The organism is Ureibacillus sp. FSL K6-0165 (assembly GCF_038004285.1).
Classification (GTDB): Bacteria; Bacillota; Bacilli; order Bacillales_A; family Planococcaceae; genus Ureibacillus; species Ureibacillus thermosphaericus.
Window position 1 is genome coordinate 1,152,726 of record NZ_JBBOQS010000001.1, and the last position, 14,602, is coordinate 1,167,327.

Here is a 14,602-nt window from a genome sequence, read left to right on the forward strand (position 1 = left end):
CTGTATCAAATCGATACAGCCTAAATTTTTTATTTATTGTTTTTGAGACTGTCTTAATTTTTCTAAACAAAGTTGTTTATAATGTTCTGCTTTAAAGCTTCCAGTTCCTTTTAATATTAAATATTTAGAGTTATGTTCCCCAAGCTCGAGACATTTTTCAAAACATGCTAAAGCCTCTTCATAATTGTTGGTTTGATAAAATATTAATCCTCTTAAAAAATGTAAATCTACATAATCAGGATATAAAGCAATGGCTTTTTCTATTCCTTCTAATGCATTATCCAAACTATTTGTATCAACGAGAATCCCATATTTTAAACGGTAGAGAATAGATGGAGGCTTAATTCCGTTTAGTAAAAAACGAAAAATGGATTCATTTAAATAATCAAAAGCTTTATTATAAACTCCTCTACGATAATATTCATTTGCTAAATGGTATTCAATCCAGGGACTATGGTTTGGATTTTTATACTCCTCTTGAATAAGTTGTAGATTCCGTTCTGCTTTATTACGCTTGGTGGTTAATTTGTCAATATATCCATAATGATGAATTGGAATCTCTAAATAATCGGTTGTGTAACTGGAATCATGAGGATTAGGAAAAATAGGGGTTTCATGAATCCGATTATAGAATTGGATGCCTTTATGGTTTTGAAATAAACGTGGTTGATAATATATAAAAGCTTTTTCCCGATCAACTGGAAACGATTCACCGTAATAATTCATTACTGGCATTAAATACATTGTAGTAGTGGAATTCTTTAAAACTTCCATTAGCAATTGTTCATGGCCAGTTTCCAATTCCTCATCTGCATCGAGCCATAAAATCCAATTCCCTGTTGCCTTGGATAGGGCGAAGTTTCGCGCTTCTGCAAAATGATCATTCCATGCATATGAAAACACGGTCGCATTATATTTTTTACATATATCTATTGTCTTATCGGTTGAACCAGTATCAACAATAATTATTTCTTGCACAATCTTTTGAACACTTTTTAAACATTGTTCAATAAAATCCGCTTCATCTTTAACAATCATACAAAGGGAAATTGAAGGGGAAGACAATAAACCTACACTTCCTTTTTCCGAGGTATTTGCATATTGTTTGCCAACCAAGGTGGAGGTAAGGGTGACAAAATGATTGTTACGAGATTTGATTCGTCATCATTTGATTCTTCATAGGTTTCTTCATGAATACGAATGTAATAATAGTTCAAAATCTGAGCAACCGTTTTTTCTGAAATCATTTGATGTTCTTCAAGAAGAAAAGGATATTGTTGTAATAACATTTGCATTTTTTCAAATAGTTCTCTATTTGAGTCCGTAAACGAAGGTGTTATTACTTCGTAAGAAAAGTATGTTCGATAAATATAAAAGTGAAGAAAGAGCAGCATGTGTAATTTTTCAATTAATACTAATGATTGGATTACTTGTGTTTCACTTTGAAGTAGTTCTTCTTCCGATAGTTCTTGAGTTTGATTGCGACGTTCAAAATAGTTTATTAGGAATTGGGCAAAAGAATAAATGAATGTTGAAAAGTTTAGTGAAGATTGTAACAACTCAACTTGATGATTTTCTTGCATTGTTCACCCCCCTCGTAAAATGCATATCGATTAATGATCGTATTTTTTTTCGGATTTACACTTTGAACAATGACAATCCTTTTTCTTTTTGTTTGGGCAATAGCATAATGAAGAATCGAACGAGTCTTTACAGTGATGATGTTTACATTTACAATCTTTGTCTTCCTTGCATTCTTTACATTTATGATGTTTTCGTGGATGACAGCAAGATTTTTGATTTAGTGTTACTACATCTTCAAGTTTAAATTGAAGTAAGATTTGTGATTTCACAACAGTACGTAATGTTTGATTAATACTTTCGTTGATTTTTAAGTAGCTATGAAAATCGCAAGGAGACTTTTTAATAAACATTTGAAGTTTTTCAGCTTCAGCATTCAAAATATGGGAAAGTCCAATTTCTTCTAATGCAATTGAAGAAAGCAATAAATTGATGGTTTTACATCGATCTAATGTAATCTCAGGAGTAATATCCGGAATGGTAGGCAAAGACATTCAAAGTGACCTCCTTAAAAATTTAACCATACAAAGTGGCGTAATGTACTCTCATACACTCTCTAGTGTATTGAACAGAAGTTAGATTTGTGCCTATTTTCAACGATTTCGTTGATGATGGAATTATTAATTAGTGAGTACCTATCACTAGTTTCTCAATTAAGTAAAATTGGTGTTGGAATGAGTGATTTCATAAAAAAACTGCAGATCACTTGAATGATTCAAGTGAGTCTGCAGTTTAAATGGATTGGCTTAAGCGATTCGGTGGATGGACCAAACGATTGGAGCGTCAGCACCGCCAAGGGTTATGCTAATTGTTAATCCATCATTTACATAGAATAGACCTATATTATCATTTGCAGTAAGTTCTACTTCTCCTGCTATTGTGACTGTTCCATTACCAAGAATAGCTCTTAAACCAACACCTAATGCAAGTTCAATGTTTAAAATTGGGAATAGTCCTACGATTAAATCATCGCCGGTAGTAATATTGCGTACTACAAATGCTGGGTCGCCACCAAAGATTCCTGTTAAAGTTGCAGTTGTACTATAGCTGATAGTTGCTGCGATTGAGTATCTTCCAGTAGCTGGAACTGTAAAGACACCAGTAGTAGGATCAAAGCTAGTTGTATTAAAGTATGGTGGAGCTACACTCCAGTTGCCAAGCTGAGTACCTGTGGATACACTAGCTGCTGTTCTAACTGCCGAGAATCCTTCATCTGCAAAGTTTGGTCCCGTAGGTCCAGTTGGTCCCGTCGGTCCCGTCGGTCCCGTCGGTCCCGTAGGTCCCGTAGGTCCAGTCGGTCCAGTTGGTCCAGTTGGTCCAGTAGGTCCAGTCGGCCCAGTCGGTCCAGTCGGTCCAGTCGGTCCAGTCGGTCCAGTCGGTCCAGTCGGTCCAGTTGGTCCCGTAGGTCCAGTCGGTCCCGTAGGTCCAGTTGGTCCCGTCGGTCCCGTAGGTCCAGTCGGTCCAGTTGGTCCCGTAGGTCCCGTAGGTCCAGTCGGTCCAGTCGGTCCCGTAGGTCCAGTTGGTCCAGTTGGTCCCGTAGGTCCCGTAGGTCCAGTCGGCCCAGTCGGTCCAGTCGGCCCAGTCGGTCCCGTAGGTCCAGTTGGTCCAGTCGGTCCAATTGGTCCCGTAGGTCCAGTCGGCCCAGTCGGTCCAATCGGTCCAGTTGGTCCAATTGGTCCAGTCGGTCCAGTCGGCCCAGTAGGTCCAATCGGTCCAATCGGTCCAGTTGGTCCAGTAGCACCTTGAGGTCCCGTAGGTCCAGTTGGTCCCGTAGGTCCAGTAGGTCCAGTCGGTCCAATTGGTCCCGTAGGTCCAGTTGGTCCAGTAGGCCCTGTTGGTCCAGTAGCGCCTTGAGGTCCCGTAGGCCCAGTAGGTCCAGTCGGTCCAATTGGTCCCGTAGGCCCAGTTGGTCCCGTAGGCCCAGTTGGTCCAGTATCACCTTGAGGTCCCGTAGGCCCAGTAGGTCCAGTCGGTCCAATTGGTCCCGTAGGCCCAGTTGGTCCAGTAGCGCCCTGAGGTCCCGTAGGTCCCGTAGGTCCAGTCGGTCCAATTGGTCCCGTAGGCCCAGTTGGTCCAGTAGCACCTTGAGGTCCCGTAGGTCCAGTTGGTCCAGTAGGCCCTGTTGGTCCAGTAGCGCCTTGAGGTCCCGTAGGCCCAGTAGGTCCAGTCGGTCCTTGAGGTCCCGTAGGCCCAGTAGGTCCAGTAGCGCCCTGAGGTCCCGTAGGTCCAGTTGGTCCAGTATCACCTTGAGGTCCCGTAGGTCCAGTAGCACCTTGAGGTCCCGTAGGCCCAGTCGGTCCAGTCGGTCCTTGAGGTCCCGTAGGCCCAGTTGGTCCAGTAGCACCTTGAGGTCCCGTAGGTCCAGTTGGTCCAGTATCACCTTGAGGTCCCGTAGGCCCAGTAGGTCCAGTAGCGCCCTGAGGTCCCGTCGGTCCAGTCGGTCCAGTCGGTCCAGTCGGTCCTTGAGGTCCCGTAGGTCCAGTTGGTCCAGTAGGCCCTGTTGGTCCAGTAGCGCCTTGAGGTCCCGTAGGCCCAGTCGGTCCAGTCGGTCCAGTCGGTCCTTGAGGTCCAGTAGGTCCAGTAGCGCCCTGAGGTCCCGTAGGCCCAATTGGTCCAGTCGGTCCTTGAGGTCCAGTAGGTCCAGTAGCACCTTGAGGTCCAGTAGGTCCAGTAGCACCTTGAGGTCCAGTAGGTCCAGTAGCGCCCTGAGGTCCTGTAGGTCCAGTAGGTCCAGTCGGTCCTTGAGGTCCAGTAGGTCCAGTAGCGCCTTGAGGTCCAGTAGGTCCAGTAGCGCCCTGAGGTCCTGTAGGTCCAGTAGGTCCAGTAGGTCCAGTTGGTCCAGTAGGCCCTGTTGGTCCAGTAGCGCCTTGAGGTCCCGTAGGCCCAGTAGGTCCAGTCGGTCCTTGAGGTCCCGTAGGCCCAGTTGGTCCAGTCGGTCCTTGAGGTCCCGTAGGTCCCGTAGGTCCTGTTGGCCCTGTCGGAATTGAAGGTAAATTAATATCTACAATTGCAGAACCTTCAGTAACTTCAATATCCAATGTATCAGATCTAATAGTTAAGGTTTCACCTAAACGGATTGTGGCAATACCTGAATTACCTTGCACATAGAATAAGAACTGATTTGGATCAAATACTCCCGTAGGTCCCGTAGGTCCAGTAGCGCCCTGAGGTCCCGTAGGTCCAGTAGGTCCAGTAGGTCCAGTAGGTCCAGTTGGTCCAGTAGGCCCTGTTGGTCCAGTAGCGCCTTGAGGTCCCGTAGGTCCAGTAGGTCCCGTAGGCCCAGTCGGTCCAGTCGGCCCAGTAGGTCCAGTAGCGCCTTGAGGCCCAGTCGGCCCAGTAGGTCCAGTAGGTCCAGGCGGTCCTGTAGGTCCCTCAGTTGAAATTAACTTTGTAACTTGCTTTAGTTTATTGTCCAATAATAATTCTTTCTTAATTGACATTGCGATTGTATCATGAACACTGCTATTAACTTGTAACAGATCATCAAGCGTTGCTGCTGGTGATAGCCCAGAAATACCCGGAATTGTTCCTAACGCATATTGGATTTTTTCACCCTCAGCATTAAGAATATGAGCTAAACTTAATTCTTCCATTGCAATGGAAGCAAGCAATAAGTTTATGACATCAGCTCTGCTAATGGTTATATTGGGGGTAATGTTTGGTAGATTGGGCTGAGACATTCCATAACTCCTTTCCTTTAAAATGTAAATGTCTCACCATGGCATTAACTAAGAACCTTAAATAGTTAATGACCATTGGTAATACAGTCGTTAATAATCTATTCTTTCTTGAAAAGGAGATAAGGAATAAAAGCCTATTTGCGTTGAAAAACCCAATTCTTAATTCAATAAACAAATTTCATAGATTTTATTACAATAAAGTTGAAAAATTAATAACACCTATGCTTATTCTTCAGTAATTCGATTACTTGTTTTAATTTATTATCTAATAAAAGTTCCTTCTTGATTGCAGTAATTAAAGTATGATTAACACTGTCGTTAATTTTCAGGATTAATTCAGCAGTAGTTGGAAGATGAGAACATGATTCGTTCATCTTTTCAATTGCAAATTGAATTTTTTCACCTTCTGCATTAATGATGTGAGCTAAACCGATTTCTTCTAAAGCAATAGAAGCTAATAAAAGGTTGATGACATCTTCACGATCTATACGAATCTTAGGTGAGATGTCTGGAATGTTAGGCATTGACATAGAATACGCTCCCTCCACATAAACTCTAACGTACGTAAGATTAGGCATACATACAATAGTAATATATTCATGAATTGATTAGGGGTTCATTTGTCGATATTGATGGAGTAATCGATTTATACTCACGAATAAAGGGGAAGTGGTGAGGCGAAAAGGCGAGGACTGGGACATCTCTGCTTAATCAATATAGTAATCTAAGTAACAGAATAAAATTGTAGAAAAAAGTAAACTGATTTATCTTGACCTCAAATATCAGAAGATTCAAAATAAAGATATCAATGAAAAGGGGTGGAGAAATGAGGTATCTACAATACCGCCAAACAGAGGAGATTGGCTATATTACCATCGATAATATGCAGGAGTTTAACACCTTAACGATGGCATTATTAGAAGAATTGGACAATCTTTTGAAGCAAATTGCCAAAGCACGTGAGGTGAAAGTAGTAGTTTTTGAAGGTTCAGACAAAGTTTTTTGTGCGGGTCATAGTTTGCGAGAGATTGAATCGATGACAGAGAATGAAGTACTCAAACTTTTCCAAACATGTCAAACAGTTATGCGAACAATACGAGAGTTGCCGCAACTTGTTATTTCAAAGGTAAAAAAAGCAGCGGTTGCGGCTGGTTGCCAATTAGTTGCTGCAAGTGATATGGCTATCGCTAGTGAAGATGCTAAGTTTGCAACACCCGGAATAAATAGTGGACTATTTTGTAGTACCCCGGCAGTATTTTTAAGCCGCAATATTGGAAGGAAAAAAGCAGTGGAAATGTTGTTTACAGGAAACTTAATTTCTGCTGAAGAAGCGCTTCAACATGGGTTGGTTAATAAAGTGGTTCCCCCTGAATTACTAGATATCGAAACAGAAAAATTAGCAAAAGAAGTAACGAAGCAAAGCTTAAATATCATTGAACTTGGGAAACGACAATTTTATCAGCAAATTAATATGGAAGATTTCCAAGCACTTAATTATGCTACAGAAGTAATTGCTCTAAATAGTAAGCATCCAGATGCTCAAGAAGGAATTCGCGCTTTCTTTGAAAAGCGTCAACCAGTATGGACGGATTCCAAAACGGTTATATAGTAAAAATAAGTTTACATTTTTAAAAAGGAGAATTTGAACAAAAAACAAATTCTCCTTTTTTAGTGCGCCTGGCATGGGTGTAATCTATAGGGTGTAAGTCCCGAACTGTGAAGGCAGAAGTAACAGTTAGCTTAACGCAAGGGTGTCCGTGGTGACGCGGAATCTGAAGGAAGCGAGCGGCAAACTTCCGGTCTGAGGAACACGAACTTCATATAAGGCTAGGTATCATTGGATGAGTTTGCTAAACAAAACAAAGTCCTTTCTGCCAAAGGTGGTACAGAGTAAATGAAGCAGATAGATGGAAGGAAAGATTACATTCTTACCCGGGGAGGTCTGGCGGATATGTGAAGTACGCTTCATAACCTACTTAGTGATAAGTAGCTGAACCGTCAGAAGTCAGCAGAGGTCATAGTATTAGTTGGTTTAGAACTACTAAGAAGGACCGAACAATTAAGAGAGAATAGCCCTTGGCATTCAGTGAGTCATGATGAACACAGAAAACGTAGTACCTCACTTGAGGAAGGAAGCGGTGAATCCCGTGGGAGACCTCTTGGAGGGTGGAGTGACCACTGGCATAAAGAGAACAGCTATTCACGGAAGTTATAAAGACTTGCGTCAATCATCTTAATTGAACCGCCGTATACGGAACCGTACGTACGGTGGTGTGAGAGGACGGGAGTTAATCGCTCCCTCCTACTCGATTATCTTCATTAATTTGTTAAAAAACAGATGCTTATTATACTGATTATTCCAATCATGTTTGTTAAATCAATTTGAATTTGCTAAATATCCAATGAAGGTTCCGGTAAATTGAAAAGTTTACGTGTATTCTCTGTTGCATGTTTCGCAACCACTTCCGGTTTGACGCCCATAAATTTAGCGATTTCATTTACGATATGAGGCAAGAAGGAAGGTTCATTTCGCCGATTTTTTGGTCTATTTTCCATATTCCTAGGAAGAAGGTAAGGTGCGTCTGTTTCGATTAATAATCGGTCAAGTGGTATGTATTTTACTGCATCTTGCAAGGCTTGCCCTCTGCGCTCATCACAAATCCAGCCGGTGATTCCTATATAGAATCCCATCGATACGTATTTTTTCACTTGCTCTTTATTCCCTGTAAAACAATGGACCACCGATTTTTCGGTCATATCCATAAAGTTTGCAAAAATTTCGCAAAAACGATTGTGAGCATCACGTTCGTGCAAAAAGAGAGGCATCGAAAGTTTTTTTGCTAAATGTAGATGGGCTTCAAAACACTCTTCTTGAATATCTTGGGGAGAAAACATTCGATTGAAATCTAGACCGCATTCACCAATGGCAACGACTTCATCATACTGTGCTAATTGTTCCAACTCATCGATTGTGTTATTAGTAAAAGTTTTGGCATCGTGGGGGTGAATACCGGCAGTTGAAAACAACACATTTGGATATTCTTTTGCAATTTCTAAACCCTGTTTACTGTTCCTTAAACTAGTGCCAGTAACAATCATTTGAACTACTCCATTTTGAAGTGCACGTTCAATAACTTCACTTCGATCATTTTGGAATTGTTTATCTAATAGATTAACTCCAATATCGATTAAATGCTGCATTAAATTTCCTCCACTATGTATTCAAAATTAATGTGAAAAGCATTATAAAAACAATATACTGACAAAAAGGTGATTTCAAGAATAATGAGTTAAATCTATGGATATTGTATGGAGTAAATAAAAGGAGAACTTGAGTAAACCCAAATTCCCCTGTCTCATTTTTTGTATTAGAATGCCCAATCGCCTTTGCGGAAAATAGGAACGATGGAGCCATCTCGTGTTATTCCATCAATATCCATTTCTGCAGAACCAATCATAAAGTCCACATGAACGTTTGAAATATTTAAACCTTGGGCACGCAATTCTTCTTCGCTCATTTTTGTACCACCTTCTATTGTAGAGGGGTAGGCGGAACCAATCGCGATGTGATTTGAAGCATTTTCATCAAATAATGTATTGAAGAATGTTACGCCCGATTGGGAAATTGGAGAAGGATCAGGTACAAGTGCAACTTCTCCCAAGCCGGTAGCTCCTTCATTTTCAAATACAAGTTTTTTAATAACTTCATCGCCTTTTTCTGCGGAAATATCCACAATCTTTCCGTCTTTAAAATGAGCTACAATGCCTTCAATTAATTGTCCTGCATAACTTAAAGGTTTCGTGCTGCGAACGACTCCGTCCATGCGGCGAGTATCGGGTGCTGTGAAAAGTTCTTCCGTTGGCATGTTGGCAATAAATTGCTCACCTTTTGGATTATAACTTTCTGCACTTGTCCAGATGTGATTTTTTGGCAACCCTAATTTAAAATCAGTTCCTGGCGCCTTGAAATGCAGGGCTTCAAATTGGTATTCATTTAATTTTGTTGCTTTTTCATTTAATAAACTTATATGTTTGTCCCATGCAGCAATTGGATCGTCCTCATATACCCGGCAAGTTTTAAAAATTTGATTCCATAAAGCATCGACTTGTGCTTCAGTAGTTTCTAAGTGAGGGAACATTTTATTTGCCCAAGCGCTGCCAGCTGCTGCTGCAACGGTCCATTTCAAATCGTTATTTTGTGTTGCTTTTCGTTGAACTTGGAAGGCTTGACTAGCTGCTTTTTGGAATGCAGCTACTTTTGCTGGATCCGCTGAATCAAGTAAACTTGGATCGCTAGAAAGGATGGCAAGTCTCGAAACGCGCTTATTTAACACATGGTCTTCTGATTCCTCAATTTCATATGGAGGAATGTCCGTTAGTACTTCTGTAGGCTGATGAAGATAATGTAATTTAGTAATTTCATCATCATTCCATTTGATAATCACTTTTTCAGCACCTAATTCGTAAGCCTCTTCTGTAATAAGTCGAGCGAGTTGAGCTTGCTCAACGGAAATTGTTATTTTCACCCAATCACCAGATTGAACATTTATTCCTTTTGACACTAATAGTTTTGCATATTTTCTTAAGAGTTCATCGAAATTTTGTAACATATCTATTCCTCCACATGTGTTTTTTCCAATTTTATCATATTCATAATAGAATGATTCAAGGAATACATTGTATGGTTATTTCTTTGTAAAACGATTCGCATAGGTGCTTGCAACAAAGGAGTCTGGTTTAATCTTTGCTTCAATTCCAAGGGAGTTCATTCTCGCAATCATTTCATTGACAAAGACGCTTGTTTTGTTTCGATTTCCGCTTCCAATATCGATATGTCCTTCAATGGTGAAGCTAGCTCCTTTATATACATAAGGTAATACGATATTTATTAACTGCTCTATTTTTTCTTCTGTAAATAAAGAAACGACTTCTTCGGTTAAAGAGGTTTCGTAAGAAATACGTTCATGTAAGTTTGTCATTCTCCTTGGGACAATGACTTTTCGAAAACATGCCCAAACGCCCTTTCCTTTTTGCTGAATGACAATTCCGGTAATAAATTTTGTTTCTTTACTAAATACTTGTGAATCTGTTCCAAACATTAAAACAAAATTACCGGTTGGTTCTTTTCTCATAAACTGTACAATTGCGTCGAAAACTTGCTCGAAAGTCATGTTCTTTTGACTCAAATTTTGAAAGGTTCCGTCTGTTATTCGATCGCTCTCCATAGAGATCTTACCTTTCTTAAGTTGTTATTGAATTAGTACAGTTTATTCACTATTAGGACATAAATGTGCTTTTCCAATAGTACAAAAAAGACCCAATCATTTGGGTCTCTTATTTTATGCACGGTTCAATTTCATTACCTGTTTTGATATCGATAACTTTTTCATTATGAAGAGGAGCAGGAATCGTCTTGCTTTCTGGTGGTTGGATATTTTGTTCTACCCAATCCACCAACAAATTAAATGCTTGATGCGCATACGGCAACAATGGTTGAAGTTCTTTGTCTGGATCTGTTGCTGGATTCCAAACGAGTCCATCTACATGATTACCATTTTCTATAATATATAATCGATGTAAATGTTCTCTTTTCGCTCGTTTCACTAATTTTTCATATCCTTTTGCATGAATTTCTGGGAATATAAGCGTATCTAATGATCCTGTAATACTGATTAACGGGACTTCAATCTTACCTGTATTTTCGATTTCTTTTATATTATCTTTGATTAATTTTCGTCTTTGATTATACTGATAGTTTTTGAAAATATGGTCAAAGGATCGATCACGTAAGCCGTTTTCGTCAAATCTTAAGTAATTTGGCCATTCTATCCGATTAGGTGCAGTTGGATCAAAATGGTCACGATAAATGTTTAACGTGACAAACCAATATATTTGGTCATGATAAACCCATAATTTTTCAGATCCTTTTGGAACGCCTGCTTTAAATAATTCTTTTATCGCTTGTTCCTTTGCTTTTCCGCTACCATAAAGGGCTTCTTCTGCATGGTTGACAACAGAAACTAACGAACTTATGAGATTAGGGGCTTTTTCTGTCCAAAGAACACCTTCCCAGTCTACACCGCCATCGAAAAGTCGCGGTTCTCCGGTTTTTTCAGGGTTATCATTTTCCAATGCGAAACGAACAACATAACCTCCATTTGAGATTCCAATGGCATATGTCGGCACTTTATGATCTGGCCGAATTAATTTGCTTGCAGGATTTGAAGCATCATTCGGGTTAATAAGTCGGTCGCTAAAATTGTTTATCAAATATTGATGTGAAGCTTTAGTAATTTGTCTAAAACGAAGATGCCATTCTCGAACAGAATCATCTTCATCAACTAAAGCATTTTTCACTTTTGCCAATGGATCACCTTCGACTTCAGTGCCTTGAGTTCCTTTATCAATCGCTGCAAAAGCATACCCTTTTTCAAGAACAAAATCGCTAAATAAAAGATCTGTTGAGGTTTCATTTCTTGTTGCTGGAATGCCTGAAACGACTAATTTGCCATTCCACTGGTCAGGTACTCGAATGACAAATTGTGCATCATCAAATGCACCGGTTACTTGAGTGCCTGTTATTTTTGCAGGTTTATACATTTGAAACCAACCTGTTTCCTTTTCTGGGTCACCCCAATAAATGGGAGCTATTATATTGTTGCCATAAAGGTTAGCTTTTTCAAGTTGTTCAGGATTCAATGTTGTGAGCCAACGATCATCTTGTCCATCAAAATAAGTAACTTTTACAGAATGTGCTCCAGGGATAATTTCTTCATTTGCATGGGCTGCTGCACCTCCACCAATTGAGTGAGCACCAAAGAAGATCAATGGGGTTAATGTAATTCCAATTAGTTTTCGATACAAAGAAAGGCCCCCTTTATAAAACGAATTTACTCTATTTCTATATTCAATTTTCTTACAATTTATGAGATGTATTCAGCTTTTCTGTAACTATTTGGTAAATGGAGTTAAATGGTTATAACAAATTTGATATAATTTATTCATATTAAAGAAAATTCTTTTAATTACAGGTGAAAAAAATAAAAAAACATCATAAAATATAATTAAAACGAAAATAGGAGGAATGCTGATGATAACCGGTCAGTTAGAGCGGGCATTTCAGTTAGCTGAAAAGCATCGTCTCGAAGTTAGTACCATTTTAGAATTAAACAAAATCATAAGGAAGGAAATTAATTCGACCCCTATGGTAGAAGAAAAAATCCTTCAACAAGTCATTAAGATATTGGAAAATAATAAAAGATTACTTAGGGAGGCAACTTAGGAATTGGAAAAACATGTTGAATTATATGGTGATATAGACGAATTTGATTAAAGGCACTGCTCTGTAATAAGAAATGAGAGCAGTGCCTTAATAATTTATACATATTCTATTATTAATTTGATTTACGCTCTTTTGCCCATTCAGCTGTTGCTGTAAATAATACGTCGGATGATGAATTTAATGCAGTTTCACAAGAATCTTGTAATACGCCAATAATGAATCCAACAGCTACAACTTGCATAGCAATATCATTGGAAATTCCAAAAAGACTACAAGCGACAGGAATTAAAAGCAATGATCCTCCAGCGACACCAGAAGCTCCTGCAGCAGAAAGTGCAGAAAGTACTACTAAGATGATAGCGGTCATTACATCTACTTCAATTCCTAGTGTATGACTAGCTGCAAGCGTTAATACAGAGATTGTAATTGCAGCTCCCGCCATATTAATTGTGGCACCTAATGGAATAGATACAGAATATGTATCTTTATTTAAACCTAATTTTTCACATAATGCTAAATTGACTGGAATGTTTGCGGCAGAACTTCGAGTAAAGAACGCAAAAATTGCACTTTCTTTTAATGTAAGCCATACAAGCGGATATGGATTTTGCTTTGTAAAAATAAATGTGATGAGCGGGTTTATAACTAATGCAACAAAGAACATACAGCCAAGAAGAACAATTAGCAATTTTCCGTATTCAACTAATGTGGAAAGACCATTTGTTGCTATCGCATCAAAGACAAGCCCCATAATACCAATAGGTGCAAATTCAATTACCCATTTCACAATTGTTGAAATTGCTTCTGAAAGATTGTCAATCATGGTTTTTGTTGAATCTGCTGCTTTCTTAAGCGCAATTCCTAGAAGAACGGCCCAAGCCAATATGCCAATGTAATTTGCATTCATAAGAGCATTTACCGGATTACTAACAACATTAAAAAGCAACGTTTCAAAAACTTCTGCAATACCTTCTGGAGGAGACACATCTTCAGCACTCATTTTTAATGTCAGTGTCGTTGGGAAAATGAAGCTGGCAATGACACCGATTGCACCAGCGGAAAAAGTACCGATAGCATAAAGAATTAAAATCAATTTCATATTGGTTTTTGTTCCGCTTCGATGATTTGCGATTGCTTGAATAACCAATACCAATACAAGTACTGGTGCCACGGCTTTTAATGCACCGACAAACAAGTTTCCGAAAATGGATACCCAACTGAAAGTATCAGGTATTGTAATAGCTAGAAGAATACCTAAAATTAAACCGATTAAAATTCGTTTGACTAAGCTAATTTGACTCCATGTATGAAATAGTTTTTTCATAAAAACCTCCAAAGATTAAAATCTTGCTTACAAATACAAATGTTTACACCAAAAGGACATTTAAGATAGATATAGTTTAGCACGAATTTTTAAAATCCAAAGAAATTTGTTATTTCGGAAAAATGTAAATAGTATTTATATTTAGATAAAATAAAAAATCTCCTCACCAGGAGATTTTTATAAATGGTTATTTATTTACTTCCCATAAACCTTCGCCATTTAAGATTCTTTGGATGCCTGCTTTACATACACCATAGGAACGCCATGTACAACTTTCACAAAGAATATCTATATCTTCAGGAGTTGCGAATTTTTGTATGCGAGACTCAATTTCTTCCCAAGTGAGAGTTTGACCAATCTGTATCCCTAACTTTTCCAAAATTTGTTTATCTCTTATGTAGATGTTTTCATCTTGACAATGATATTTTCCGCAGTTTGGGTATTTTTCACAAATTTGATCGATGCCCTCGATGATGTGAATTAAAGTCTTGGGGTTTTTCCTAAGTTCTTGGTGAATGCGCTTCATATTTTCCGCAAATTCTTTAGAATATCCCATACCTCTAAAGCCAACAAGGCAAAATAAATGATGCCCTCGTATTTTATACATGAAATGCTCCTCCTAAAGTTAACGTTAACTAACTAACATATTAACATACTGATTAGGAGGAAAAAATTAGAATATATGACACTATTGTAATAATGTTACAACTTAAATAATCTGTTTTTTCCAGTGAA

General features: G+C 39.0%; 14 protein-coding genes. 3 read left to right on the forward strand and 11 right to left on the reverse strand.

The features are described 5' to 3' along the window. Positions 1 to 33: 33 nt before the first annotated feature. From NST00_RS05680 to NST00_RS05700, 5 genes are all read right to left on the reverse strand, one after another. Complete coding sequence (locus NST00_RS05680; protein ID WP_340709738.1) at positions 34 to 1,065, reverse strand: glycosyltransferase; 1,032 nt, start codon at positions 1,063 to 1,065, stop codon at positions 34 to 36. 5 nt (positions 1,066 to 1,070) lie between these two features. Next, positions 1,071 to 1,583: a hypothetical protein gene (locus tag NST00_RS05685; protein WP_096549648.1), complete on the reverse strand. Its 513-nt coding sequence runs from the start codon at positions 1,581 to 1,583 to the stop codon at positions 1,071 to 1,073. Between the two features lie 30 nt (positions 1,584 to 1,613). Then, the gene (locus NST00_RS05690) at positions 1,614 to 2,075 is read right to left on the reverse strand and encodes a hypothetical protein (RefSeq protein WP_016839176.1); all 462 of its coding nucleotides are present in this window, start codon (positions 2,073 to 2,075) and stop codon (positions 1,614 to 1,616) included. Positions 2,076 to 2,327: 252 nt separating this feature from the next. Beyond that, a complete protein-coding gene (locus tag NST00_RS05695; protein ID WP_340709739.1) occupies positions 2,328 to 5,261 on the reverse strand; it encodes a collagen-like protein in 2,934 nt (977 codons plus the stop codon). Between the two features lie 209 nt (positions 5,262 to 5,470). Continuing rightward, complete coding sequence (locus tag NST00_RS05700; protein ID WP_016839178.1) at positions 5,471 to 5,791, reverse strand: hypothetical protein; 321 nt, start codon at positions 5,789 to 5,791, stop codon at positions 5,471 to 5,473. Positions 5,792 to 6,087: 296 nt separating this feature from the next. Here NST00_RS05700 and NST00_RS05705 point away from each other — a divergent pair, with 296 nt between their 5' ends. After that, on the forward strand, positions 6,088 to 6,870 hold the full coding sequence (locus tag NST00_RS05705) for an enoyl-CoA hydratase-related protein (RefSeq protein ID WP_016839179.1): 783 nt from the start codon (positions 6,088 to 6,090) through the stop codon (positions 6,868 to 6,870). 484 nt (positions 6,871 to 7,354) lie between these two features. Then, positions 7,355 to 7,498 carry a hypothetical protein gene (locus NST00_RS05710; RefSeq protein WP_172597779.1) on the forward strand — a complete coding sequence of 48 codons (144 nt, stop codon included), beginning with the start codon at positions 7,355 to 7,357 and terminating at the stop codon, positions 7,496 to 7,498. 154 nt (positions 7,499 to 7,652) lie between these two features. On the opposite strand, the gene NST00_RS05715 is transcribed toward NST00_RS05710, so the two are convergent. The 4 genes from NST00_RS05715 to NST00_RS05730 form a co-directional block, all read right to left on the reverse strand. Then, a complete protein-coding gene (locus NST00_RS05715; RefSeq protein WP_340709740.1) occupies positions 7,653 to 8,462 on the reverse strand; it encodes a TatD family hydrolase in 810 nt (269 codons plus the stop codon). A 167-nt stretch (positions 8,463 to 8,629) separates the two neighbouring features. Beyond that, positions 8,630 to 9,871 (reverse strand): aminopeptidase, encoded by a 1,242-nt coding sequence (locus NST00_RS05720; protein WP_168412207.1) that lies wholly within the window; start codon positions 9,869 to 9,871, stop codon positions 8,630 to 8,632. 75 nt (positions 9,872 to 9,946) lie between these two features. After that, positions 9,947 to 10,486, reverse strand: a complete 540-nt coding sequence (locus tag NST00_RS05725; protein WP_016837942.1) for a ribonuclease H-like YkuK family protein — start codon at positions 10,484 to 10,486, stop codon at positions 9,947 to 9,949. A gap of 109 nt (positions 10,487 to 10,595) precedes the next feature. Continuing rightward, positions 10,596 to 12,125 (reverse strand): alpha/beta hydrolase, encoded by a 1,530-nt coding sequence (locus NST00_RS05730; RefSeq protein ID WP_210730760.1) that lies wholly within the window; start codon positions 12,123 to 12,125, stop codon positions 10,596 to 10,598. A 226-nt stretch (positions 12,126 to 12,351) separates the two neighbouring features. On the opposite strand from NST00_RS05730, the gene NST00_RS05735 reads away from it, so the two are divergent. Continuing rightward, positions 12,352 to 12,543 (forward strand): hypothetical protein, encoded by a 192-nt coding sequence (locus NST00_RS05735; RefSeq protein WP_016837940.1) that lies wholly within the window; start codon positions 12,352 to 12,354, stop codon positions 12,541 to 12,543. 112 nt (positions 12,544 to 12,655) lie between these two features. On the opposite strand, the gene sstT is transcribed toward NST00_RS05735, so the two are convergent. Both sstT and NST00_RS05745 read right to left on the reverse strand, forming a co-directional pair. Beyond that, the gene (gene sstT, locus NST00_RS05740) at positions 12,656 to 13,867 is read right to left on the reverse strand and encodes a serine/threonine transporter SstT (protein WP_340709741.1); all 1,212 of its coding nucleotides are present in this window, start codon (positions 13,865 to 13,867) and stop codon (positions 12,656 to 12,658) included. 187 nt (positions 13,868 to 14,054) lie between these two features. Then, positions 14,055 to 14,474 (reverse strand): DUF1284 domain-containing protein, encoded by a 420-nt coding sequence (locus NST00_RS05745; RefSeq protein WP_016837938.1) that lies wholly within the window; start codon positions 14,472 to 14,474, stop codon positions 14,055 to 14,057. Positions 14,475 to 14,602 lie beyond the last annotated feature (128 nt).

Excerpts from the sequence above, each read along its gene's own strand:
- NST00_RS05685 (WP_096549648.1), bottom strand. The coding sequence starts at position 1,583 with ATGCAAGAAAATCATCAAGTTGAGTTGTTACAATCTTCACTAAACTTT.
- NST00_RS05690 (WP_016839176.1), bottom strand. The coding sequence starts at position 2,075 with ATGTCTTTGCCTACCATTCCGGATATTACTCCTGAGATTACATTAGAT.
- NST00_RS05695 (WP_340709739.1), bottom strand. The coding sequence starts at position 5,261 with ATGTCTCAGCCCAATCTACCAAACATTACCCCCAATATAACCATTAGC.
- NST00_RS05700 (WP_016839178.1), bottom strand. The coding sequence starts at position 5,791 with ATGTCAATGCCTAACATTCCAGACATCTCACCTAAGATTCGTATAGAT.
- NST00_RS05705 (WP_016839179.1), top strand. The coding sequence starts at position 6,088 with ATGAGGTATCTACAATACCGCCAAACAGAGGAGATTGGCTATATTACC.
- NST00_RS05710 (WP_172597779.1), top strand. The coding sequence starts at position 7,355 with ATGATGAACACAGAAAACGTAGTACCTCACTTGAGGAAGGAAGCGGTG.
- NST00_RS05715 (WP_340709740.1), bottom strand. The coding sequence starts at position 8,462 with ATGCAGCATTTAATCGATATTGGAGTTAATCTATTAGATAAACAATTC.
- NST00_RS05720 (WP_168412207.1), bottom strand. The coding sequence starts at position 9,871 with ATGTTACAAAATTTCGATGAACTCTTAAGAAAATATGCAAAACTATTA.
- NST00_RS05725 (WP_016837942.1), bottom strand. The coding sequence starts at position 10,486 with ATGGAGAGCGATCGAATAACAGACGGAACCTTTCAAAATTTGAGTCAA.
- NST00_RS05735 (WP_016837940.1), top strand. The coding sequence starts at position 12,352 with ATGATAACCGGTCAGTTAGAGCGGGCATTTCAGTTAGCTGAAAAGCAT.
- sstT (WP_340709741.1), bottom strand. The coding sequence starts at position 13,867 with ATGAAAAAACTATTTCATACATGGAGTCAAATTAGCTTAGTCAAACGA.
- NST00_RS05745 (WP_016837938.1), bottom strand. The coding sequence starts at position 14,474 with ATGTATAAAATACGAGGGCATCATTTATTTTGCCTTGTTGGCTTTAGA.